Genomic DNA, 23,877 nt, shown 5'->3' with positions numbered 1-23,877 from the left:
GTGCCCTCTTACGTCGACTGTACGGCGGTGAGCAGCGCCGAGTACATGGAGTTGATGGCCTGGATCAGTGCCGACGCCGCCGAATATTTGTTCTGGAGCGTGCTCAGATTGGCCGATTCTTCGTCGAGGTTGACGCCGGACTGCGACGACAGCGAATTCGCATAAGTCGACTGCGCCGTTTCCTTGGCGGTGTAATCGGTAGACGCCTGCGAGGCCTTGCTCGCAACATCGGACACGATGGCCGAGGCGTAGTCGGCCAGCGACCCCGTGGTGGCAGCAAGGCCGCCGGTCGACGCGAAGGTCCGCGAGTCCGTCAAGGCATCGTAGAAGGCATTGATCACGGTGGCGGAGCCCGACGACAGCACCGTGCTGCCGGCCGTCAGGGTCGACGACGAATCCAGCGTCGCGAGTTGCAGTTCGTTCGTGCCGGACAGGATCTTGCTGTTGACCGCGATGTCCGAGGCGCTGGTCCCCGTCACCAGGTCGTTGAGGCCAAAATACTCGGAAAATCCCTCGCCCGAGCTCCCGACCGAACTCGTCATCTCGTTGATGGCGACGCCGTTGCCGGAACCAGTCGCCGTGATCGAGAGATGGCCGTCCGCATCGACCGACGCGGACAGGCCCGAGATGCCGTTGATGGCGGTGACGAGGTCACCGACCGTGGCATAGGACGACAGGTCGAGATCGCTGTAGGAGACCAGATTGCCGCTCTGGTCGGTCACGGCAAGGCGTACCGTGCCGGTGGCCGACAGCGCCGTGCCGCTGGTGACGGACGTCGTGCCGGTCAGGCTCGTCGGCGCCGGCACCGAGGAGGTGCTGTTCGAGACGCTGTTCATCGCGGATGCAAGCTGCTGGGCGAGCTGGTCGAGCTGGGACTGCGCGTCCGGCAGCGTATCATCGCGGAGCGTGATCAGCGCCCCGATGTCGCCGCCGGTGATCTGCGAGGTGATGTCGACCCCGTTCACCGTGATCGCGCTGAAGCCGCTCGACGAGGTGCCGGCCGTATAGGTCGTCGACGCCGTCACATTGGCGGCGGCCGTATAGCTGATCGTGTGCGCGGAAGAGTCCACCAGCGCCTGGCCCGACGTGGTGTAGATCTGGAGATCGCCGTTCGACGCCGTGAAATAGCTGATGTTCATCTTGGAGGCGAGGTCCTGGAGCGCGGTGTTGCGCTGGTCCTCCAGGTCCGCGGTCGACTGGCCCGTCGCCGCGGTCTGCTTGATCTGGGCGTTCAGATCCGCGATCTGCTGCAGGTCGGTATTGACGTCGTCGATCGAGGACGCGATGTCCTGGTCGGCGTCGGACCGAAGCTTCTGGATCCCGCTCGATGTCTCTCGCAACTGGCTTGCGACGTCGTCGAGCGCGCTGACGACGTTGGATTGCAGCGAGGCGCTGCTCGGCGTGCTCGCCAGCGACGACAGCGCCGATTCCAGCGCGGCGATGCTGTTGGCGAGTGAGGTCCCGGACGAGGAATCGTCGCTGCTGCTGATCGAGCCATAGAGCTTCTGGAGCGACGTCAGATAGGTGTTGGTGGTGTCGGCCGCGCCGAGTTCGGAATCCGCACCGACCAGCGACTTCAGGAGCAGCTTGTCGACCGTCGAGGTGATGCCGGTCACCGTGACGCCGGTACCGACGCCGTTGGTGACGCTGCTCGACTGGTTGGCGGATTTCTTGGTATAGCCGGTCGTGTCGGCGTTGGAGATGTTCGACGACGTCACGCTGATCTGCACGGACGTCGCCGACAGCCCGCTGAAAGCAATCGATCGTGCGATATCGAGCGACACGGCGGCTTCCCTCGCTTGGTCAGGCGCTGCGGCTGGTGCCGCTGGAGACGGCGCGGGCGGCGGCGACGCGCCCGGACGCGCCATAGGGTGACACCGCAGCGATCTGCTCGCGGATCGCCTGCATGACCGCCTCGATCCGGCGGTTGCTGGCCTCGATCGCCGCGCGCAGGCGCACCAGATTCTCGTCCATCGCCACGCGCAGTTTCAGGATCCGCTCCATCAGCTGCTCGCGCAGGATGCGGTCGCGCACGTGCAGGCTGGTCGTGCCCGCCGCGCATTCGGCCACCGTCCGCTCGAACATCTCCGCCAGCCGGTTCTTCTCGTCGACCTGCTTCAGGCGCGAGGCCGGCAAGCCCTTGGCGAGTTCGGCATTCTCCTCGGCGACAAGCACGGTCAGCGTGTCGATCAGTGTGATCAGCGACTTGATCCTGACGTCGCCATTCGCAGCGTTCGTCATCTTGGCCTGGGCTACACTCATGGTCATCGCCTTCTTCTAGTTATGCCGTTTGCCGCGCTGGACTTGCGAGTTGCGCAAGTAGGCGCCGATCGCGGTCGCCCTCACGGTTGCCTGCCGCATCTCGCCCTCGATCTCCGCGCATTCCCGCAGAAGGCCGCGGCGTGTCGTTTCGACGTCGTCGAGCAGCGCAAGGAGCTGCTTGCGGTCACGGCCCCTAATGGTCGCGGCCCGCGCCAGGAGCCGTTGCATCCGGCGCAACAGCGCTTCGCCGGCAGCGCCCGTCTTTTCGCCGGACATCGCTCACCTCATCGCCGAGATCAGGGTGTCGTACATCTTGTTGACGGTGGAGATGACCTGGGACGCGGCGGAATAGGCCTGCTGCGCCGAGATCATGCTCGAGAACTGGCTGGAGGTATCGGTGGTCGAGGATTCCAGCTCGCTGCCGTAGATCGTGCCCGCACCGTTCTCGCCGGAGGCCTGCAGCGCGGCATTGCCCGACGCCACGGTCGCCGAGTAGAGGCCGTCGCTGGCGGCGGCAAGTCCGTTGGGATCGGCGAACGTCGCCACGGCGATCTTGTAGATCGCGATGGTCTCGCCGTTGGAATAGGTGGCGTCGACCACGCCGTTCTTGCCGATCGAGATGCTCGACAGCTTGCCGTAGGACAGGCCGTCCGAATCGATGCTGGTGACGTTGACCGAAGGCGTGGTCTCGCCGGACGCATATTGCGTCAGCCCATCGGTGCCGCCAACCGTGCCGAGGTCCATGGTGATGGTGCTGTCGGCCGCACCGTCGGTCCAGCCCGTGATCGAGACGGTCGCCGGGTCCGGACTGGTGCTGGCAAGCGAGCCGTCGCTGTTGAAAGTGATGTCGATCGTGCCCGAGGCCGTGCCCGTCGCGGTCGTGGTGTCCGAGGTCGAGGTCGGATTGGCGAAGCTCGCGCTCCAGGCGTTGGAGCCGGTCTTGGTCCAGGTGATCTGCATCGTGTTCGCCGCGCCGAGCGAATCGTAGAGCGTCATCGAGCTGGTATAGGTGTCGCCGGTGGCGGCATCCGACGGCAGATTGGCCGCGATCGTGGTCTTGGTGGTGGCGCTGCCGCTGGTCGAGGCGATCTGGGTGTTGATGGCCTCGAGATTGCTCGCCGACTCGCTGCCGACGACATTGCCGTCCGAATCGGTGCGCCAACCCTCGAGGTAGCTGCCGTTGTTCTCGAGATAGCCGGCATTGTTGATCGTGAAGGCGCCGTTGCGGGTGTAGGACGTGATGCCGCCGGTCGCGGCACTGGTCACCACGAAGAAGCCCGAGCCCTGGATCGCGACGTCGGTGGCATTGGAGGTCGCGGCGAGCAGGCCCTGCTGGGTGATGTTGGAACGGCCCGAGACGGTGACGCCGCCCGATGCGTAAGAGGTTGTGTTGCTCGAGGCCGTCACGAGTGCGTCGAACATCGCCGACGTCGTCTTGTAGCCCGTCGTGCTCGAATTGGCGATGTTGTCGCTGATCATCGACAGGGACTGGCTCTGCGCACTGAGCGCCGAGATCGCCGAAGACAATGCACCGGTGAGACTCATGATGAAACTCCGAGAAGGGCAGGCCGTGAGATCAGGACGTGACGCCGAGGATGTTGGCGGCGCTGACGGCGACGCCGTTCACCGTGAGCGAAGGCGTGGACGTCGAGGTGTCGATGCCGGTCACCGTGCCGGTGACGGTCGTGTAGTTGAGGACCGAGTTGCCGGCGCTATCCGTCGCGGTCACCGAGATCGTGTACTTGCCGCCGTCGGAGAGCTGGTTGCCGCTGGAGTCCTTGCCGTCCCAGGTGAAGCTGTTGGAGCCGGAATTGCCGGTGCCGGTGCCGGTGTAGACGACGTTGCCGGAGGAGTCCGAGATGCTGATCGAGACGTTCGAAGCGGCCGAGGACAGCGAATAGCCGAACGTCGCCGAGCCGTTGCTCAGGGTCGTCGTGTCGGACTTCGCTTCGACATTGTGGCCGATGTAGTTGACCGAGTTCAGCGTGACGAGGCTGGAGAACGAACTGGATAGCGAGCTGAGACTGCTATTGATCGACTGCTGCTGATTGTAGTTCGAATAGGACATCAGCTGATTGGTGAGATCGGTGGTCGAGGTCGCGTCCAGCGGATTTTGGTTCTCGAGTTCGCTGACCAGAATGCTCAGGAACTCGCTCGAGGTCAGGGACGTCGACGACGAGCTCGACGACGACGATGTCGTCGTGGCGGCTGTCGAGACGGAGCTCGTCGCGGAAACGGTCATCAGTCACTCCGGTTCGCGTGCGACCCGCCGGAGATCGGCGACGGCACTTGAAATCTGTGTGCTGATGAAACGGGCGGGCACGCGGATTCAGGCGAGGATTCGCGCACGCGAAAAAGGCTTTCGATACGGCAAAATCTGCCGTGTGGGCGCGCTAGAAGAACGATGAGTTCAAGGTGATTTGCAGCGTCGGTGACGCTGCGCTCCCTCTCCCCGCACGCGGCAGGGCTATCGCATATGAAGAAGCACGGCGCATAGCTCGCCCCGCAGCCCATCCTTCGAGACGCCCGCCGATGGCGGGCCCTCAGGAAGAGGGCGGAGTGCGCGGCTGCAATTTCAGCGGGGCCGATGCTGCTTAGCCTCATCCTGAGGAGACCGCGGAGCGGGCGTCTCGAAGGACGAGGCGCTTGCTCTGGCCGTCACCAAGAAGCCATCTGCGATAGCCGTGCCGCACGAGGGGAGAGGTGAAGAGAGAAACGAGTTCTTGTCGAGAGAAGCCGTTCAGCTCTCCGCCGTTTCGCCTTCCGTGCGCGGCTCGGCGGTGTCGCTCTTCATGTTGGCGGCGGCTGCAACGATGCGGTCGGCGAGGCCTTTGGGCGCGCGGACCGGGGGCGCTGCGAGCGCCTGGCGCAACGCGCGTGCTTCTTCCAGCAGGGCCTTCGCGGCGGAGGATTGCGCCAGCAGCGCTTCGGCGGGCAAACGCCGGTCGTCGGGCCAGAGGGAGAGATCCTCGCCCAGCCGATCGATCAGTTCCTCAAACTCGGTGACGTCCATCGCCCGCCGATCCCGCCTCGGTCAGGCCCGTCATAAAGCATTGCAGGCGCGGCGGAAACCCGGATTTCAGCGGCCTCGGACGCCAAATCGGCCCGCAGCACCACAGAAAGCGGCGGAAACGGCGGGCCGTCCCGTCGCCTCCCTCCCCGCGTCGCGGAGAGCGGGCGTCTTCAGCCCTTGCGGGCCGAATCGGCCGGTCCCAGCTTGCCGCCCCGCACGGTCGTGTCGACGAATTCCCAGGCCTCCCGCAGCTCGGTCAACCCGGCAATGATGCGGCCGAAACTTTGGCGAGCGTGCGGACGGCCATAGGCCTTGAGGCTCGCCAGGATCATCGCGTTGTAGGTCTGGAACAGCCGCTCCGCCATGTCGCCGCCTCTGGTGAAATCGAGGTTGTGGCTGAGCCCGCGCAGGATCGCGGTCGCCCTCATCAGGTAGTCGTGCCCTTCCTCGAAGCGACGTGCCTCCTGGGCGGCCAGCGATTTCTGCAGAAACGTGATCGTGCCGCCAAGCAGCATCGACACCGCCTTGAGCGGCGGCACGGTCGTTGCCGTTCCCCGATAGGCCTGGTTGGCCATGTACGCCATCGGATTATGCATCATCAATCACTCGAGCTGGAATTGAGCAGGGCCTTGAGATAGTCGAGCGTGCTGTTGGCGCTCTCGATCGCGGCCTGGTACTTCGCGTATTGCGTCTGAAGCTGCGACTGCAGCGTCGAGGCCGCGCTGTTGATGTCGTCGACCTTCTGCTGAAGCTCGTCGTCGCGGTTCGTCAGGCTGGTGATCTGCGTTTGCAGCGCGCCTGATGACGACGAATAGGTCTTCGCGATCTGATAGATCTGCGACGCAATCCCGGTGGTCGAGGTCACCGTGATCGACTGCGACGTCGAGCCGCTATAGGTGAAGGCCATGCCGGCATAGATCGAGCCGGAGGCGCCGATGATCGTGGTGCCGCTGACCGTGAACAGCGAGGAATCGCCGCCGACCGAGGCCGAGGTGAGGTTGCCGTCGGAATCGACGGTGAGATCCAGGGTGAAGGATTGCGGCGACGTCCCGGTGTTGACCACGCTGAGCTGGCTCGAGGACGTCGTGGTCTGCGCCGACAGCAGCTTGGTCACGTCGCTCAGATCGGTGCTCAGGATCTCCGAGAGCGTCGAGGTGTCGAGCTCCAGCTCGTTCTTCTCGTTGAAGGACAGGCCGAGATCGGACATGGTCATGCCGCCCACGGTGCTGTTCAGCGCGTTCTGCAGCGCATCCATGATGTTGCGCATCGTTCCGTCGCCAAACAGGACCGCGCTCGAGTCCGCCGTGCCGTCGGTTGCGGTCGCCTGCTGGGCGATCACCTCGTCGCGAAAGGCATTGTAGTTGGTGACGAACGTCTCCAGCGCCGATTCGATCTGGCTGGTGTCGGTCTCGATGCTGATGTTCAGCGAGGTTCCGTCCGGCGTCGCCTGAAGCAGGCTGAAGGTGACCCCGCTCAGGACGTCGGAAATGTCGTTGGTGTCGCGCGTCATCGCGATGCCGTCGAGCGTGAACTCGGCCGACTGCGCCTCCTGGATGACGTTGGTGAAGCTGCCCGAGCTGTCGGTCACGCCGAGCTCGTTCATGATGTCGTCGCCGGACGTGCTGGAATAAGTGATATCAGCGGCATCCTCGGTGCCGGTCAGCACCATCTGGTAGGACGTGCTGGAGACCTGCACGATGGAGGCCTGGACATTGGTCGTCGAGGTCTGGGCGTTGATGGCATCGACGACGTCCTGCAGCGACATCGTGCTGGTGACGGTGATGTCGGACGTAGCACCGCCCGAAAGGCCAATCGAGAACGTGCCGGAATAGCCGAGCTCGTCGGTCTGGCTCGATTGCGCGGTGCCGGAAATCTTGTGTGCGGTCGCGAGCTGGCTGATCGTCAGCGTGTGGTCGCCGATTGCAGCCCCGTTCTTGATCGTCATGGAGAGCGCCGAGGAGGCGCTCACATCCCCGGTCGAGCTGATGCTCGCCGCGCGCGTCGCGAACGCGCTGCTGGAGAGCGAGTTGACCACCGCGGTCGAAAGCGACGACAGGCCCGAATACAGCGTCTGCAGATCGGTCTGCAGCGTCTGGTAGGCCGAGATCTTGGCCTCGTTGCTCGTGATCGTGGTCGAGATCGTGTCCGCCTGCGCGGTCTTCGCGTCGACGGCGGACTGGATCAGTGCGGACCAGTCGATGCTGCTCGAATTGGTCGTCCCGCTGGTGGTGACGGTGACGCCGGAGCTTGTGCTGCTGCTGGTTGAACTGACGATGGTCACTTTGCCTGACTATCCCCTGGATAGGGAGCGGGCCGGCGTCGCGCCGGCCCGCCCGGATCATCATCAGCCCAGCAGCTTGAGCAGGTACTGCGGCATCTGGTTCGCGGCGGCAAGAGCAGAGACGGCGGCCTGCGTCTTCACTTCCGCCGAAGACAGCTTCGACTGCTCCGCCGCGATGTCGACGTCCTTGATCGCCGAATTCGCGGACTGCAGGTTCTGGGTCTGGGTCGAGATCGAGTCGGCACTGAAGTTGAAGCGCGATTCCTGGGCGCCGATGCTGGCGCGGGCGGCGGACACCGTATCGATCGCCGTATCGAGCGTGGTCAGCGCCGAGGTCGCATCCGACAGCGTGCTGACGTCGAGCGAGGAGACGCCGAGCGAGGATGCGGTGAGGCTCGTCAGCGTGATCGTGATGGTGTCCGAGCCGGACGAGCCGACCAGCACCGAGACGCCCGAGGCGAACACGCTGGTACCGTCGAGCAGGCTCTGGCTGGAATAGCGGGTGCCGGACGCGATCGAATCGATTTCGCTCGTGAGCTGCGTGAATTCCGAGTTGATGTAGGCGCGGCTGGAGTCGGTCGTGGTGCCCGAAGCGGACTCGGAGGCCAGCGACTTCATGCGGGCGAGAATGTCGGAGATGTTCGAGGCGCCGCCGTCGGCGGTCTGCAGGATCGCAGTCGCCTGCGAGGCGTTGGTCGCGGCCTGCTGCAGCGTGGTGACGTCCGAGGAGATGCGGGTGGAGATCGCAAGGCCAGCGGCGTCGTCGGACGCGGAGGTGATGCGCGAGCCGCTCGACAGTTTCGAAAGCGAGCTGGTCTCCTGCGACGAATTGATGTTGAGGTAACGGACCGCGGCGTTGGCGGCGGTATTGGTATTGATTGCGGGCATTGGAAGCTCCTGTGCTGATGGGCATGGCGTGCCGCATCGTGGAAATCGACTTACGACGACGCGGACCGCAGCCCCGTCCGTTCGCTCAAACGGCGGAGTGCACAGAGATCAGGCGCGGAAATTCTTTCGCGGCGAATTTTATGGTTAACAGTCGGTAAACGCGGTGCGGATGTCGCGTTCGTGCTTGCGCAGCAGCTGGCGGAGCTGCTGACGTCCACGCTTGAGCAGCGACTCCACCGCGGCGACCGTCGTGTCCATCACCTGGGCGATCTCGCCGTTGCTCATGTTCTCGTGGTACGAGAAGATCACCGCGATGCGCTGCTGCTCGGGCAGACACTGCATAGCGAGCTCCAGCATGCCGTTCAGCTCGTTGCGCTCGATGATCTCGACGGCGCCGGGCTGACCGTCGGCGACTTCCGGCACCGTCTCAACGTTCTCGTTGCGCGGCTTGCGCCTGATGTCGATGCAGCGGTTGGAGATGACGCGGTAGAGCCAGGTCGAGAACTTGGCGCGGCCGTGCTGCCAGCGACCCCGATGGCTCCAGACCTTGAGCATCGTGTCCTGCACCACGTCCTCGGCGTCCGCCGCATTGCCGACGATGCGGAGCGCGATCGCATAGGCGCGATCGATGTGCCGTTCGACCAGCATGCGGAACGCCGCCTCGTCGTCGGCAGCGAGCCTGTCCAGCAGTTCGCTGTCTTCGTCGAAGACGACATCGGCGGTATCAGGCGCGCTGTCCGGCGCGAGCGGCACCGACGGCGCGACCTGCACGATCGCATCGACCGGCGCCGTCGTCGTGATCCCGGCCTCGGCGGGAGCCCAGACATCAGCAGCGTAACTCATCCCGCAACCTCCAACCCGCAATGCCGGCGGCGCACATGCCACACGGCTTCCAGGCGTTGAACGGGCCACCAAAACAATCCAGGCGAAGAATTTTCGTTGTTTTTCAAGATGTTAGCCGGTCGTTTTTGCCGAGTATCGGGCAATAATTGCCGACTGCGCGATCATCTCGCGCGTCGCACCTGCAATCGTCACATCGTCTCGCGCCATGGCGGATCATCCATCCTGAACAGACGTCGTGGAGAGAAAACGCTGACATTACGCGGCACTAGGCGATCGAACGCGGCACGCGCGCAGCGCATGAAGATGCGATTGTTTCCGAGTGTGAATGAACGCGAGACGACTTCCGCACTCGGCAATTTTTTCCGAATCACCTTTTTCGAACCTAGCGTTTTTTTTGAATCTGTCAGTCGCGACGAATGCGATTTTGAATCACGCGTGAACTTTTTTCGCGCGCGTGGCGCCTGACTCGTCAAATGCGCACGTTAATCGTCCTGGTGGAGGGGGACTTTCAGCATGACGATCGCAACGACCGGCGCAGCGCGCCGCGCCAAAATTGTTTCTGCCTGGTCGTTCGATGTTTTCGATACATTTCTGCTTCGCGCCTGCACGACGCCAGATGGTGTGTTTGAAAGGACTTACGAGCTCTCGGGCATTTCAAGAACTCGTCCGAATGTTTCTATCAGTTTCGTTCAGCATCGAATCCAGGCCGAAGGGCGCGCACGCAGGGCCGCGAAGGAAAAGCGCGGCGCGGTCGAAGTTCACATCGAGGAAATCTATTCGCTCTTTCCGTTCAATCTGTTCGGTCTCACGCGCCGCGATCTGAGCGACCTCGTCGAATCGGAGTTCGCGGCCGAGCTCGAGCTCTGCCGCGTCAATCCGGACATGTTTCGGCAATATTCGGACATGAAGCGCGCCGGCCATCGCGTCGGATTCATCTCCGACACCTATTGGGATTCCGACCGGCTGGCGCGGCTGCTGCGCGCTTGCCGCCCCGGCCTCGTGTGGGACTTTCTCTACGCATCCTGCGATCATGGCAGCGGCAAGAGCGAAGCGCTGTTCGCGAAATACCTGACCGAGCAGGGCGTCGACGCCGGCGCCTCCTTCCATATTGGCGACAATGAGCACGCCGACATCAAGGGCGCGCGACGTCACGGCATTCGACCGCGCTACTATCCCCAGGCCTCGCGGGAATTGACCTCGAAGCTGCAGCGTGAAACCTCGCTGTTCGAGTTGCTGTGTCCGGGCGCCCCTTCGCGGCTCGATCACGGTTCGCGCACCTTGCGGCGCATGATGGCCGCACGAAGCGCCGAGAAGTCTCCGGCCTTTCACCTTGGCGCGACGGTGCTCGGTCCGGTGATGACTGCGTTCGACGCCTTTGTCGCAGAGCGCTGCGAGCAGGTTGCGGGTCCCGGCCGGCATGTCGCTCTCGGCTTTCTCGGCCGCGACGGCTTCCTGTCGCACCGGATCTGGGAACAGCTGCACGGGACGACGCCTTATCTCGAGATCAATCGCCGCGTCAGCCTGACGGCCTCGGCCGACACGATGCAGCCGCTCGTCGACTTCCTGTCCAAGATAGCGAAGTTCGACGCGCCGACCTTCCGCGACATGGTCAAGGTCTTGCCACCGAAAGTCGCCGCGTTTTTCGCGCGATCGCCCGACGGGATCGTGACCGGCCAGCAACTCGCCGACGCGCTGCCCGCCCTGATGGAGACCCGCGAGCTTCTCGAACTCGCCGCAGTTCTGCGCGCGCGGTTGCTCGCCTATCTGCGCCACGCGATACCGGACTTCGACGACTGCACCGACCTCGTGCTTGCCGACCTCGGCTATTCCGGCAGCGTGCAGAAGGCCCTCCGGCGGGTCTTTGACCTCGAAGGAATCAGGATCCGTCTTCATGGTGCCTATCTCATCTCCCTCGATGATTCCTTCGACGATCTCGCCGAGCAGGATAGCGCGACAGGCTTCATCTCCGATCTCGTGATCACGCCTCACCCCAAGCGCATGCTGGTGCGCAACGTCGCGCTATTGGAGCAGGCCTGCTGCTCCGCCGAAGGGTCCGTGCGCGACTATGACGGTGACAAGGTCCTGCGCGAGATCAACCCGCATTCCGCCAGCCAGATCGCGCTCGCCGCCGAAATCCAGGCCGGTGCACTCGCCTTCGCGGCAGGCGCCGGGGACGTCGCACGGGACTTCTCTCTGAGCCCCTATGCCGCGCCCGAAATCGCCGCGCGCTGGAGCGCCGCGACGCTGGCGCGCCTGTTGCTGCTGCCCGATGACGACGAGCTGGCGCTGCTCGGCGGCTTGCAGCACGACGTCAATCTCGGCACGCAGGCACTGGCGCCGATGCTCGACCGCGATTTCGTCCGCAATCAGATCACCGCCCGCGGCCTCTCGGCGGCCTGCACGTCGGCCGGGCCGCCGATGTGGCTTGCCGGCAGCTTCGCGCTGATGTCACCGTCCTACGCCTATCTCTACACGCTGTTCGGCGCCAACCGCTTGCCCGCCGACGTCTTCGAAGAGAGCCCCTGCGGCATGGTTCAGGTCGGATTGTTTCGCGCCAATGGCGAGGCGGCGCTGGAATCGGTCGCCGTGCACCGAACCGGGCTCGGGGAGCTGCGCGTGCGCATTCCGGTCTCGCGTGCCATGGGTATCGCCATGCTGGCGCTTCCGCTGCCGAAATTCGCGGCCGAGGGCCTCCTGCATGGCGTCACCATGCAATCCGCCGGCGAGATCCGCGAGGCCGCCGCAAGTCAGGACGTTATCGGCATTGCAGCCGAGAGCCTGGTCTATGCCGGCTTGCAACGGAACGGCGTACATTATCGTGCCGAGAGCGACGACGGCTGCCTGCTGATCCCGGTGGCGCCGATGACGCAGGAGATCGCGATCTATTCCGTCGCGATCTCCCCGCTCGGCGCCGGCACCAAATAGTGCGCCTGATCCCACCGCCCCGGACGTTGAAGTCCAAGGCTGGCGCGAGGGGGCACGGGAATTGACGGACGGGACGCACGAAAACCTTGATCGGCTGCTGCAATCCGGCGGCGTCAGGCTCGGCCCGATTCAGCGCGACCGCCTGGGCTGGCTGGTCGAGCAGTACGGTGCGCCGATGCTCGACGATTTCAGCGAGGGCAGGCGGAACGGCGTCATCATCCTCAAGGAGCCGCCGAGCGGGGCAGGCGCCGAGCTGCTCTACCGCTCGCTCACCCCGGGCTGCGCCGTCGTCATTCCTCGAGGCGAGAATCCCGGCTTCGATTTCCTCAAGTCCAAGCTGACCGAATTCGGCACCGTCGGCCCCTGCGGCGCGGACGGCCCGCACGAGATGTGGTGGGGCGGCATCGGCTGGTCGAAATTCCTCACCGCAGCCGATACGTCCACGGTCCGTCCGCGGATCGTCTCCTGCTATCCGCGCGGGGGCGATGCGACCGCGGCCTTCGCACTCCGGCACTCGCTCGAGCGCTTCGACCTCGCCTGCCACATCGAACCGATCGATACCCAGCTCGGCGACCGCATCCTCTGCTTCGAGAAGGCCGAGTTCATGCTGCGGATGTGGAACAAATATCGCGAGCCGCTGCTGTTCGTCGAGGCCGGCGCGGTGTTGCGCGAGGCGCCGCTGCTGCCGTCCTTCCTCGGCTGCGACGTGGCGCTCCACAAGTGGAACCGCTGGGAGATGTCGGCGCGCACGCTCTATCTCAGCCGCACCCCGCGCGCCGAGATGCTGCTCCGCGCCTGGCAGCAACTCGCCGCATCCTATCCTGCGATCTGGGAGGGCTATCTGCTCGACCAGGCCTGGAGCCTGACTTCCTCACAGGTGCCGCTCGATACGGTGTGGCTGCCGCGCTCCTATCATGCGCTGAAAGGTGACCTCGGCGCGATGCGCGCCACGATCCTGCATGACCAGCAGACCACGACGCTGGAGCTTGGTCCCGACCCAGGCTTTGCCGGCATCGCACGCACCGCCCGCCGTGCCGGCCGCAACGGCTCCCGCGACGCCTTCATGGTGATGACGTCGAAGGCCGAAACGGGCGGCGGCATCGCCGTGATCCTGCGCGACGTCTCGGCCAGTGACGCGGGCGCGGTGGCTGCCACCGTGGAAGCCGTGACCTGTGCCTATGCCGCCGATAGCGGTGGCTACGGTCGGCTGGAGCTGTCGCTCTGCGCCTGGCAGGACGACGTGGGCGCCGCGCGCGAAGCCGCCGCGCTCGCTCGCTACCGCATTCTGGAGATCGCGCCGGGACAGCGCATCGCCAACGATTTCTTCGCGACCCACGCCTCCGACCATGCGGCCATGACCGCATGCCACCTTTTCCCCTGACGGATATCAGACGATGCTCAAGACCATCATCCTGCTCACCGACACCGTGCAACAGCAGCAGCCGCTGGCCAACCTGCTCCGCGAACACAATCGCGATCTCGCCTTCTGCTCCGCGCTGCGCGCATCGGACCTCAGCGCAATCGAAGCGGACGTGCTGAGCGAGGCGCGGCTGGTGTCCTTTGCCGCCGACGTCGCCGTCCCCGAGAAATTCCTGCTCCGGCTCGGCTATGGCGCCTACAAGTTCTACGTTGCGCCGACGCAATATCCTGGTCTGCCACCGGCGCCCGACGAGAGCGACGAGGATCCGCGCTGCTATTCCGTGATTGCGCAGTCGATGACGATCTGGCCGGACTTCAAGAAGGTCGTCGGCCTGGAGACCGTGACGATCCCGGATGGCACCGTTCCCGCCGAACGCGAGCGGCTGGTGTTCTCCCGCCTTGCGCACCTGTTCTGGCAGATGTCGGGCATGATCGCCGGAGAGACGACCGATATCCCCGCAATCATCGGGTCCGGCGAGGGCCAGCGCCCGACGCTTGCGATGATGAACTGAGGCTAGAAGGAGGAGCCGCGGCTCCGTGCCGCCAGAGCGTCGCGGTGCTCTGGCGCCGCGATCGCGATCATGCGGCGCGCGCGCTCGGCAAGACCGCAGCCGCGCAGCTCCGCAACGCCCCATTCGGTGACGATGGCATCGACATCGGCGCGGGGCGTCGTCACGGTCTCGACGTTGGCGACGATACGGCTAGACCCGTCTGATGCCGTCGCCGGCAGCGCAATGATCGCCCTGCCGCCACGTGACGCATTGGCGCCGCGCACGAAATCGAGCTGCCCGCCGATCGCGCCGACCGCAACGCCGTTCAGCGTCTCGGAATTGACGCTGCCATCGAGTCCGACCTGAAGCGCCGAGTTGATCGCAACCAGCCGATCGATCCGTGCCAGCACGTTCTGGCCGTGCGTGTAGGACGTAGGCCGCACGGACACCGCCTTGTTCTCATGCACGAAGCGATAGAGGCGCTGGGTCCCGATCACCTGATTGGTGACGGTGATCCCGGCATCGAGCCCTTTCTTCGTGTTCGTCACTGCGCCGCGCTCGATCAGATCGACGACCGCATCGTTGATCAGGCCGGAATGGATGCCGAGATTGCGCGCATGCGGCAAGGACGACAAGACCGCGTCCGGGATGCGGCCGACGCCGAACTGCAGCGTGCTGCCGTCAGAGATCAGGCTAGCCGCGTGGGCGGCAATCCGACGCGAGACGTCGTCGAGCGGTGTCGAGGCCAATTCGACCGGCGGACGGCGGGCCGGCACGCGCTGGTGGATCGGCACGTCCTCCGGCCACTCCGCGCCGAACGTGAATGGGGCATCGGGATTGATCTCGGCGAGAACGAGGCGTGCGCCGCGCGCGGCATCGATGACATAGTCGTTCGAGAGGCTGGCACTCAGCCTTCCCTCTGACTCCGCCAGCTGCACCAGAACGACATCAGCCCTGTGGCGGCGCTCAGCGAAATCGGCACAGAAGGCGCTGTAGTTGCTCGGGATCACATCGAGCCGCCCGGCCCTGGCGAGCCGCCGCGCATTGCCGATCACGCCATAGCTCTGGAACGACATATTCGCGCTTGCCGCGAGAAACGTCTCCGAGAACACCGGCCCGACCATGATGCGAAAGGACGGAAGCTGTGGCGCCTGCGCCATCAGCGCTTCGGTCAGGGTGACCGGCTCCGCCGTCGCCTGCCCGCACACCACGAGATCGCCTTCCCGGATCAAGCCAGAGAAATCGATCGGCGGCGCGCTCCCGGACATCGCCGCCTCAGCCCATCGGGGTGAGGCGCGCGGAGGCCTCGCCGAGCAGCGCGCGCAGCTCCGTCTTCACGATCTTGCCATAGCTGTTCTTGGGCAGCTCGGCGGTGAGGTAGTAATGCTTCGGCCGCTTGAACCGCGCGATCCAGGCGTTGCACATCTGGTCGAGTTCGTCTCGCGTCACCGCCCGGCCCGCGACGGGAACGACAACGGCCACGACCTCCTCGCCCCATTCCGGATGCGGCCGTCCGATGACAGAAACCTCCGCTACGGCCTCGTGCCGCAGCAGCACCTCCTCGACCTCGCGCGGATAGATATTGGTGCCGCCGGAGATGATGACGTCCTTGGAACGGTCCTTCAGCGTCAGGAAGCCATCTGCATCGAAGGCGCCCATGTCGCCGGTATAGAGCCAGCCGTCGCGCAGCGTATTCCCTGTGGCGTCCGGGTTTTGCCAGTAGCCGGACATCACGGTGTCACCGCGCACGATGATCTCGCCGATCTCGTCACGCGCAACGTCGCACCCGGCTTCGTCCACGGTGCGCACCTGCACTACGCCTTGCGCGATGCCAACCGAGGCGAGACGTTCCTCGTAGCGCGGATGACCGGCGTCGACATGCATCGACTTCGGCAAGTAGGTGATAGTCATCGGCGTCTCGCCCTGACCATAGATCTGCGCCAGCTTCGGCCCGAACACGGCGAGCGCGGCCTTGCAATCGGCGACGTACATCGGACCGCCGCCATAGATGATGGTCTTCAGCCCCGGCGCAGTCGCGCCCGCCGCCTCCGCCGCGACTGTCAGGCGCCGCACCATGGTGGGCGCAGCGAAGAAGGAGATGTTCTCGCGCTTCGCCGTCAGCTCCAGGATTTCGTCCGGCTCGAAGCGGCCGCTCTCCGGAATGATCTGCGCGCCCATGCCGAGCACGTGCGGCACCATGTAGAGGCCGGAGCCGTGCGACATCGGGGCTGCGTGTAGCAGCGCCTCACCGGGGACGACAGAATTGATCTCGGCGAGATAGTTCAGCGACATCGCAAGCAGGTTGCGATGGCTCAGCACCGCGCCCTTGGGCCGGCCGGTAGTGCCGCTGGTGTAGAAGATCCAGGCGGGATCGGTGGTCCCTACATCGGCGATGGCGATGCCGTCGATCTTTTCGAGGGCACGATACTCGGCCGAACCGATCTCAATGATCCGGGGGCTGGCCGTGCCGAGCGCCAATGCTTCCGAAGCGACACTCGCCATGTCCTCGGTCACGAACATGACCGCAGCGCCGGAATTGTCGAGAATGAACGCGACCTCGCGCGGATGCAGCTTTGCGTTGATGGGAACGGCGACGAGGCCGGCGTGCCAGCAGGCATAGAGGCAGGCGACGTAGTCGGGCACGTTCTTCATCAGCAGCGCGACGCGCTCGCCCTTGCCGAGGCCGAAGCGTTGCTGCAACGAGGCGGCCAGCGACGCCACCGTCGCGGCGAGCCGGCCGTAATCGGCAACCGGCGTCAGCCCCTTGAGCAAGGCCGGCGCGGACGCGTCGGCCTTGGCGGCACGCAGGAGATGGTGAGCGAGGTTCATGGCGATCCTCCGCGGCCAGCCTAATACGACTTCGCGAGCCCCAGCACCTTTTCCGCAATGAAGCTGAGCGCGAGCTGCGGGCTGACCGGCGCGATGCGCGGGATCAGCACTTCGCGCAAGTAGCGCTCGACGTGGAATTCCTTGGCGTAGCCAAAGCCGCCATGCGTCATCACCGCCTGCTCGCAGGCATGGTAGCCGGCTTCGCCCGCAAAGTATTTCGCGGCGTTCGCGCCGGCGCCGCACGGCAAGCCCTTGTCGTATTGCCAGGCCGCCTGCATCACCATCAGCCAGGCCGCCTCGAGCTCGACCCAGTTGACCGCGAGCGGATGCTGTATGCCCTGGTTCTTGCCGATCGGGCGGTTGAACACGACGCGCGTCTTGGCGTACTCGGTCGCGCGCGACAGCGCCAGCTTGCCGAGGCCGACCGCTTCCGCAGCGATCAGGATGCGCTCGGGGTTCATGCCCTCGAGAATGTACTGGAAGCCTTTGCCCTCTTCGCCGACGCGATCCTCCATCGGGATTTCAAAGTCCTCGAAGAACAGCTCGTTGGAATCGACGATCTTGCGGCCCATCTTCTCGATCTCGTGGACCTTGATCTTGTTGCGATCGAAATCCGTATAGAACAGGCTGAGCCCGTGGGTCGGCGAGCGCACCTCCTCCAACGGCGTGGTGCGCGCCAGCAGCAAAATCTTGTGCGCGACCTGCGCGGTCGAGATCCACACCTTCTGGCCGTTGACGATGTAGCGGTCGTTCTTGGCGACGGCGCGGGTCTTGAGCTGGGTGGTGTTGAGGCCGGTGTTGGGCTCGGTGACGGCGAAGCACGCCTTCTCGCGGCCCTCGACCATCGGCGGCAGCATGCGCTTGCGCTGCTCCTCGGTGCCGAACACGACGACGGGGTTGAGACCAAACACGTTGATGTGCACCGCGGAGGCGCCGGACATGCCGGCGCCCGACTCCGCGATGGTGCGCATCATGATCGCGGCCTCGGTGATGCCGAGCCCCGAGCCGCCATATTCCTCCGGCACGCAGATGCCGAGCCAGCCGGCGTCCGCCAGCGCCTTGTGGAAATCATGCGGGAAGCCGCCGTCGTGGTCCTTCTTCAGCCAGTAGGCATCGGGAAAGCCTTCGCAGATTTTTGCGATAGCATCCCGAATAGCTTCCTGCTGATCGGTGAGCGCGAAATCCATGTTCTTGATCTCCTTCTTGGGAGCGGGGCTCCGATCCTAGCGCCCCATCTGCGAGGGCAGCCAGAGGATGATAGACGGAAACGCCACCAAAATCGCGATCACAATCAGATGCGCAATGAAGTGCGGGAAGGTGCCGTGAAACACTTCGGCCACCGGCCGCTTGGCATAGCGGGCGACGATGAAGCAGTTCAGCCCGACCGGCGGCGTGATCATGCCGACCTCGGCGGTGACGATCTTGATGACGCCGAACCAGATCGGATCGAAGCCGAGCGTCTTGATTAGCGGCAGCACGATCGGCACGGTCAGCACCAGGATCGCGATCTGGTCCATGAAGGAGCCGAGCACGATGTAGCCGCACAGGATCAACGTGATGATCACCCAGCGCGAGGCCGGCAGCGAGCCGATCCAGGCGACGAGGTCCTGCGTCACATGCGTGAGCGTGAAGAAATAGCCGAAGATCGAGGCGCCGACCAGGATCATGATGATCATGCAGGTGCCGTGGCAGGCGCGCAGCAGCGTCCTGTAGAGCGATGACGGCGTGATCTTGCCCTTGACGATCGCGAGCAGGAAGGCGCCGAACGCGCCGAAGGCGGACGCTTCCGTCGGCGTGGCGACGCCGAGATAGATCGTGCCCGTCACGATCGAGAACAATACCACCATCGGCGACACCTGCCACAGCAGCGCGAATTTCTCGCGCCAGGGCACCGATTTCGCAGCGGGCGCGCGCGAGGGATCCTGCCAGACCAGGAAATAGATCGTGGCCATGATGGTGATGGTGACGAGGATCGCGGGGATGATGCCGCTGATCAGCAGCTTTCCGATGTTCACTTCGGCCAGCAGGCCGAAGATGACGAGCGCGACGCTGGTCGGCAGCAGCATCGACAAGGTGCCTGATATCGCGACCACACCGGCCGCCATCTTGGGCTCGTAACCTTGGCGGATCATCGCCGGCAGGCTGGTCGAGGACAGCGTCGCGGCCGAGGCCGTCGAGGTGCCGCAGATGGCACCAAAACCCGCGCCGGCGAGCGCGGTCGCCATTCCGAGCCCGCCGGGAATGCGGCCGACCCAGGCCGACGCTGTCTTGAACAGATCATCCGCGACGCCCGAGAGCAGCACGAGGTCCGCCATCAGCAGGAACATCGGGATGGTGATCAGTTCGTAGGACGAGACGGTCGAGAGCGGCGCGGTCTGCAATATGCCGAACAGGGTGGACCATCCGCCGACCATGACGAGGCCGACCGAGCCGGAGAAGGCCATGGCAAAGCCGACGGGCGTGCCGAGCGCGAGCAGGCCGAACAGCAGGGCGAGAACGATGAAAGGTGTCATGGATGTCGCCCGTTACTCGAAGCTGCGTGCTTCACCGACGCCGGTGACCGGCGGCAGCGGATAGAGATCGCGCCCGCTGAGGAGGCTCAGCACATTGCCGACGAGCTGAAGCGCCAATCGCAGCACCAGCACGCCGCAACCGAACGGCACCAGCGCCGCCGAGATCCAGGTCGGCCAGGCAATCGCACCGGCCAGCACGTCGTGCTGCTCGTAGTTCTCCAGCGCGCGCTCGAACCCGACCTTGCAGATCAGGACGAACACGAACAGGCCGGCGAGCGCGGTGATGATTTCGGACAGCCGCCGTCCCGCCGGCGAGAAGCGCGACAGCAGGATGTCGACGCCGACATGCGCGTGCTCACGCAGGCCGTCCGACAGCGTGAAGAAGAACACGCCGGCCAGCAGGTAGAGCCCGATCAGATCGTAGGTGAAGGCAAACGGACGATTCAACGCGTAGCGCATGAACACGTCGGTCACCACCAGCAGCATGATCACGAACAGGAACACCACCGCGATCACCGTCAGCGCGCGCTCCAGCACGCCGAGCACATCTCCTGCCCGCTTGATCACCTCTGGCACCTCCTTCTCTCTGCCGGATGACTTGACGCTTTACTTGCCGCCGGTGGCGAGCAAGTCTTCGAACTCCTTCAACGCGGCGGATGCCTGCTTGCCGCGGCTGTCGAGCCCGCTCGCCCACTCCTTGCCGACGCTCTTGAGCTTGTCCTTGATCTCGGCGCGCGTCGCCTCCGGCAGCGGGTCAAAGCTGACGCCTTCGTCCTGCATCTGCTTCTTGGTGACTTCGCCCTCCTTGTCGACGTCGGCGCAGGCTCTTGGCGTGATCGCCTCCGAGGCCTCGTTCATCGCCTTCTTCACGTCGTCGGGCAGCTTGTCCCAGACCGACTGGTTGATGGAATAGGCGACGATGAAGCTGCCGAAGCTGACGCCTTCGGTGGCGTGTTTCACCAGCTTGTCGAGGCCGTAGGACACGACGCTGTCGAGCGGGAACAGCAGGCCGTCCATGGTGCCGCGCGACAGCGATTCATAAGCATCGGGCGCAGCCATGCGCACCGGCACGGCGCTGAGCGCACGCAGCGTAAGGTCCTGCGCGCCGCCCGTGGTGCGCAGCTTCAGGCCCTGAATATCCTTGGTCGTTTCGACCTTCGACTTGACGGTCCACACCTGGTAGGGCGGCAGCACTACGGCCATCAGCAGCTTGATCTTGTTCGGCGCGTATTCCTGCTTGGCCAAGATGCCTTCGCGCGCGGTCTTCCAGTAGGCGAGCGTGCCCTGGCAGCTGGTTGCGAACGCGCCCGGCAATTGCGCGACTTCCGACAGCGGCATCTTGTCGGAGACATAGGACGGTCCGATGTAGCCGATGTCGACCACGCCCGACTGCGTCAGACGCAGCATGTCGGCCGCCTTGCCGATCTGCTGGTTCGGATAATAGGTGAACGTCACCGCGCCGTTGGTGCGCTTGGTGACGTCGTCCATCCAGGGCTTCAGCATCAGGCGGACGAGATAATGACCGGCGGGGAAGCTATCGGCGACCTTCAGCTCGAGCGCCTGCGCCGACATTGTCGAGACCGGCAGCGAGAGTGCGAACGCCGCGGCGGCCCAGACCAGACTCTTCTTCATCTTGTTCTCCCTGACGCGTCGCCAAGCGGAAGGCGGCAGCGAGACGCTGCAGCACCGCCCGGTCCTCACTCCAATTCTTGCTTGAGGAAAATGTACATATATGTGAATTTATCTGTCAAGTATATGAATTCTGCATGGCGCCATGCGCGTCGGGCCGGCGGCGTCGAATTGACGCCCAACTTTTATGAACTCTAACTCCACGGATATGAATTCATCTCACGAGGGCCCATGGGACCGCTCGCCGGCTTCACCCTTCTCGACCTGACCTCGGTGCTGATGGGCCCCTACGGCACCCAGGTGCTGGCGGACATGGGTGCCGATGTCATCAAGGTCGAAAGTCCCGAGGGCGACATCGTTCGCCAGATCGGTCCCGGCCGCACGCCCGGCATGGGCGGGATGTTCCACAATGCCAATCGCGGCAAGCGCAGCATCGTGCTCGATCTCAAGAAGAAGGAAGGCCGCGACACGCTGCTGCGGCTGGCCAGGCGCGCCAACGCGCTCGTGTACAATGTCCGCCCGCAGGCGATGGCGCGGCTCGGCCTCGACTACGAGACCCTTCGTGCGATCAATCCCGCGCTCGTCTATGTCGGCGCCTTCGGTTACGGTCAGTCAGGTCCTTACGCGGCAAAACCCGCATACGACGACCTGATCCAGGGTGCGGCGACCATTCCGACGCTGCTCGCGGCCGCCGGCGACGGCGCGCCGCGCTACGTTCCCGTCACCATCGCGGACCGCATCGTCGGCCTGATGATGGTGAATGCGATTCTAGGCGGGCTCATGCACCAGCAGCGCAGCGGTGAGGGACAGCGCATCGACGTGCCGATGTTCGAATCCATGGCGGAGTTCGTGCTGGTCGATCATCTGGGTGGACTGACCTATGATCCACCGCTCGACCATGGCGGCTACGCCCGCCTGCTATCGCGCTATCGAAGGCCCTACAAGACCAGCGACGGCTATCTCTGCGTTCTCATCTACAACGACAAGCACTGGCGCAGCTTTTTCGAGGCGATCGGGCAGCCGCATTTCCTCGATCAGCCGCGCTTTGCCAATCACGCCGCGCGTACCAAGCATATCGACGAGATCTACGAGGAGATCGGCCACATCTTCGCAACCCGCGCCACCGCGGACTGGCGCGAGCTGCTGGAGCGCGCCGACATTCCAGTGATGCCGATGCACACGCTGGAGACGATTTTGGACGACCCGCATCTCAAGGCCGTCGACTTCTTCAGGACCGTGGATCACCCCGTGGAAGGCCGCATCCGCCAGATGCGCGTGCCCTCGACCTGGAGCGTAACCCAGCCGGAGGCCGCCGGCCCCGCACCGACCCTCGGCCAGCATGGCCGCGACATTTTGCACGAGGCCGGCTTCTCGGCCGAAGAGATCGCGCGGCTCGCAGAGCAAAAGGCAGTTCACCTGGCAGCGCCGCCTTAAGCGCAGGCGCTGGCCAAAATCGCTGACACAGGGAGGAAACCGCGATGGCCGGACTTTATTTCGAAGACTTTTCCGTGGGCCAGGAGTTCCGGCATCCGCTGACCCGAACCGTCACGGAGATGGACAACACCATGTTCAGCCTGCTGACGCTCAACCCGCAGCCGCTGCATATCGACGCGCATTTCTCCGAAAAGACCGAGTTCGGCCAGCGCATTTTCAACAGCCTTTACACCCTCGGCATCATGATCGGGATGACGGTCTATGATACGACCTTGGGGACAACCGTCGCCAATCTCGGCATGACCGACGTGACCTTTCCGAAACCGGTCTTCCATGGCGACACCTTGCGGGCGACGACGAAGGTGCTTTCGTTGAGGGAATCCAAATCGCGCCCGCGGGCGGGCATCGTCGAGTTCGAGCACCACGCCCTGAACCAGAACGACGAGATCGTCGGAAAATGCCGCCGCATGGCGATGATGCACAAGAGGCCGGTCTGATGCGTTCGATGCTGTTCGTGCCGGGCGATTCCCCGCGCAAATTCGAGAGGGCGAGCGAAGGCAAGGCCGACGCGCTGATCATCGACCTCGAGGACTCCGTCGTCACCGATAAGAAGGCGGAGGCACGCGGACTGACGCTGGCGATGCTGAAGAGCCGTCCGGGCCCGCACCAGCTCTATGTCCGCGTCAACGCGCTCGACACCGGCATGACGCTGGCCGATCTCGCCGCGGTGATGCCGGGCAGGCCCGACGGCATCGTGCTGCCGAAATCGCAAGGCGGCGACGACGTGCGCCAGGTCGCGACCTGGCTCGAAGCCTTGGAAGCTGCGGCCGGCATCGCGGTCGGCACGACCCGCATCGTCTGCGTGGCGACGGAGACGGCAAGCTCGATCTTCGGCCTCGGCAGCTACAAGGGCTGCTCGCCTCGCCTCGCCGGCCTGATGTGGGGCGCGGAGGATCTCTCTGCCTCGCTCGGCGCCACCGAGAAAGCGTCGGCCGGCGTGTTCCACAGCCCCTATCGCCTCGCGCGCGATCTCTGCCTGATGGCCGCGGCCGCGGCCGAGGTCGCGCCGATCGACACCGTCTATACCGACATCGACAACCTCGCGGGCCTCGAGCAGGAGACGCGCGCGGCGCGGCGCGACGGCTTTTCGGCGAAGGCACTGATTCACCCCAAGCATGTCGACGTCGTCAATGCGGCGTTCGAGCCGACGGACGCCGAGCGCAGCTGGGCGGAAAGGGTGATCGCGGCATTCGCGAGCAATCCCAATTCCGGCACGCTGCGGCTCGACGGCCAGATGATCGACAAGCCGCATCTTCGCGCCGCGAAGAAGATCCTCGGCCAGCCCTAGAT

Annotated in this window: 22 protein-coding genes and 1 pseudogene; 7 read left to right on the top strand and 16 right to left on the bottom strand. The window is 64.6% G+C overall.

Features of this window, described 5'->3' with window-relative positions; all coding sequences use genetic code 11:
* Nucleotides 1-8: 8 nt before the first annotated feature.
* The 10 genes from flgK to ACVJ19_RS17685 all read right to left on the bottom strand — a co-directional run bounded on the left by flgK (nt 9) and on the right by ACVJ19_RS17685 (nt 9,287).
* Complete coding sequence (gene flgK / locus ACVJ19_RS17730; protein WP_453950324.1) at nt 9-1,784, bottom strand: flagellar hook-associated protein FlgK; 1,776 nt, start codon at nt 1,782-1,784, stop codon at nt 9-11.
* Between the two features lie 19 nt (nt 1,785-1,803).
* Complete coding sequence (locus ACVJ19_RS17725) at nt 1,804-2,262, bottom strand: flagellar protein FlgN (protein WP_453955153.1); 459 nt, start codon at nt 2,260-2,262, stop codon at nt 1,804-1,806.
* A 15-nt stretch (nt 2,263-2,277) separates the two neighbouring features.
* A complete protein-coding gene (locus ACVJ19_RS17720; protein ID WP_453950323.1) occupies nt 2,278-2,538 on the bottom strand; it encodes a hypothetical protein in 261 nt (86 codons plus the stop codon).
* 3 nt (nt 2,539-2,541) lie between these two features.
* Nucleotides 2,542-3,807: a flagellar hook protein FlgE gene (gene flgE, locus ACVJ19_RS17715; RefSeq protein ID WP_453950322.1), complete on the bottom strand. Its 1,266-nt coding sequence runs from the start codon at nt 3,805-3,807 to the stop codon at nt 2,542-2,544.
* Nucleotides 3,808-3,838: 31 nt separating this feature from the next.
* Complete coding sequence (locus ACVJ19_RS17710; RefSeq protein WP_453950321.1) at nt 3,839-4,504, bottom strand: flagellar hook assembly protein FlgD; 666 nt, start codon at nt 4,502-4,504, stop codon at nt 3,839-3,841.
* Between the two features lie 498 nt (nt 4,505-5,002).
* Nucleotides 5,003-5,275: a hypothetical protein gene (locus tag ACVJ19_RS17705; RefSeq protein ID WP_453950320.1), complete on the bottom strand. Its 273-nt coding sequence runs from the start codon at nt 5,273-5,275 to the stop codon at nt 5,003-5,005.
* 170 nt (nt 5,276-5,445) lie between these two features.
* Nucleotides 5,446-5,874, bottom strand: coding sequence for a flagellar export chaperone FliS (locus ACVJ19_RS17700; RefSeq protein ID WP_453950319.1), 429 nt, complete (start codon nt 5,872-5,874; stop codon nt 5,446-5,448).
* A complete protein-coding gene (gene fliD, locus ACVJ19_RS17695; RefSeq protein ID WP_453950318.1) occupies nt 5,874-7,556 on the bottom strand; it encodes a flagellar filament capping protein FliD in 1,683 nt (560 codons plus the stop codon). Before fliD ends, ACVJ19_RS17700 begins: the two co-directional genes overlap by 1 nt.
* A 63-nt stretch (nt 7,557-7,619) precedes the next feature.
* The gene (locus ACVJ19_RS17690; RefSeq protein ID WP_211404916.1) at nt 7,620-8,444 is read right to left on the bottom strand and encodes a flagellin; all 825 of its coding nucleotides are present in this window, start codon (nt 8,442-8,444) and stop codon (nt 7,620-7,622) included.
* Nucleotides 8,445-8,588: 144 nt separating this feature from the next.
* Nucleotides 8,589-9,287 carry an RNA polymerase sigma factor gene (locus ACVJ19_RS17685; RefSeq protein ID WP_453950317.1) on the bottom strand — a complete coding sequence of 233 codons (699 nt, stop codon included), beginning with the start codon at nt 9,285-9,287 and terminating at the stop codon, nt 8,589-8,591.
* A 96-nt stretch (nt 9,288-9,383) separates the two neighbouring features.
* Here ACVJ19_RS17685 and ACVJ19_RS17680 point away from each other — a divergent pair, with 96 nt between their 5' ends.
* From ACVJ19_RS17680 to ACVJ19_RS17665, 4 genes are all read left to right on the top strand, one after another.
* Nucleotides 9,384-9,752 carry a hypothetical protein gene (locus ACVJ19_RS17680; RefSeq protein ID WP_453950316.1) on the top strand — a complete coding sequence of 123 codons (369 nt, stop codon included), beginning with the start codon at nt 9,384-9,386 and terminating at the stop codon, nt 9,750-9,752.
* A 48-nt stretch (nt 9,753-9,800) separates the two neighbouring features.
* Nucleotides 9,801-12,212: an HAD family hydrolase gene (locus ACVJ19_RS17675; protein WP_453950315.1), complete on the top strand. Its 2,412-nt coding sequence runs from the start codon at nt 9,801-9,803 to the stop codon at nt 12,210-12,212.
* A gap of 61 nt (nt 12,213-12,273) precedes the next feature.
* Complete coding sequence (locus ACVJ19_RS17670; protein ID WP_453950314.1) at nt 12,274-13,593, top strand: hypothetical protein; 1,320 nt, start codon at nt 12,274-12,276, stop codon at nt 13,591-13,593.
* A gap of 13 nt (nt 13,594-13,606) precedes the next feature.
* Complete coding sequence (locus ACVJ19_RS17665) at nt 13,607-14,143, top strand: hypothetical protein (RefSeq protein ID WP_453950313.1); 537 nt, start codon at nt 13,607-13,609, stop codon at nt 14,141-14,143.
* Between the two features lie 2 nt (nt 14,144-14,145).
* Here ACVJ19_RS17665 and ACVJ19_RS17660 read toward each other — a convergent pair whose 3' ends face one another.
* The 6 genes from ACVJ19_RS17660 to ACVJ19_RS17635 are packed head-to-tail and all read right to left on the bottom strand — an operon-like array spanning nt 14,146 to nt 21,096.
* The gene (locus ACVJ19_RS17660) at nt 14,146-15,390 is read right to left on the bottom strand and encodes an acetyl-CoA hydrolase/transferase family protein (RefSeq protein WP_453950312.1); all 1,245 of its coding nucleotides are present in this window, start codon (nt 15,388-15,390) and stop codon (nt 14,146-14,148) included.
* A gap of 7 nt (nt 15,391-15,397) precedes the next feature.
* Nucleotides 15,398-16,951: an AMP-binding protein gene (locus tag ACVJ19_RS17655; RefSeq protein ID WP_453950311.1), complete on the bottom strand. Its 1,554-nt coding sequence runs from the start codon at nt 16,949-16,951 to the stop codon at nt 15,398-15,400.
* A gap of 20 nt (nt 16,952-16,971) precedes the next feature.
* Nucleotides 16,972-18,138 carry an acyl-CoA dehydrogenase family protein gene (locus ACVJ19_RS17650; RefSeq protein WP_453950310.1) on the bottom strand — a complete coding sequence of 389 codons (1,167 nt, stop codon included), beginning with the start codon at nt 18,136-18,138 and terminating at the stop codon, nt 16,972-16,974.
* Between the two features lie 36 nt (nt 18,139-18,174).
* Entirely contained in the window at nt 18,175-19,464 is a 1,290-nt protein-coding gene (locus ACVJ19_RS17645) for a TRAP transporter large permease (RefSeq protein WP_453950309.1), read from the bottom strand.
* 12 nt (nt 19,465-19,476) lie between these two features.
* Nucleotides 19,477-20,031 carry a TRAP transporter small permease gene (locus ACVJ19_RS17640; RefSeq protein WP_453950308.1) on the bottom strand — a complete coding sequence of 185 codons (555 nt, stop codon included), beginning with the start codon at nt 20,029-20,031 and terminating at the stop codon, nt 19,477-19,479.
* A 39-nt stretch (nt 20,032-20,070) separates the two neighbouring features.
* A complete protein-coding gene (locus tag ACVJ19_RS17635) occupies nt 20,071-21,096 on the bottom strand; it encodes a TRAP transporter substrate-binding protein (protein WP_453950307.1) in 1,026 nt (341 codons plus the stop codon).
* Nucleotides 21,097-21,324: 228 nt separating this feature from the next.
* Between ACVJ19_RS17635 and ACVJ19_RS17630 the strand changes: the two genes are divergently transcribed.
* The 3 genes and pseudogenes from ACVJ19_RS17630 to ACVJ19_RS17620 all read left to right on the top strand — a co-directional run bounded on the left by ACVJ19_RS17630 (nt 21,325) and on the right by ACVJ19_RS17620 (nt 23,875).
* Nucleotides 21,325-22,527: a CaiB/BaiF CoA transferase family protein gene (locus tag ACVJ19_RS17630; protein WP_456739406.1), complete on the top strand. Its 1,203-nt coding sequence runs from the start codon at nt 21,325-21,327 to the stop codon at nt 22,525-22,527.
* A gap of 29 nt (nt 22,528-22,556) precedes the next feature.
* Nucleotides 22,557-23,024: pseudogene (locus ACVJ19_RS17625) on the top strand (MaoC family dehydratase); the annotation flags it as partial.
* Nucleotides 23,024-23,875, top strand: coding sequence for an HpcH/HpaI aldolase/citrate lyase family protein (locus ACVJ19_RS17620; protein ID WP_453950306.1), 852 nt, complete (start codon nt 23,024-23,026; stop codon nt 23,873-23,875). The pseudogene ACVJ19_RS17625 and the gene ACVJ19_RS17620, both read left to right, overlap by 1 nt.
* Nucleotides 23,876-23,877 lie beyond the last annotated feature (2 nt).

The sequence above is a fragment of the Bradyrhizobium sp. USDA 376 genome (assembly GCF_054063675.1).
This window is presented reverse-complemented; position numbering and strand designations above follow the sequence as displayed.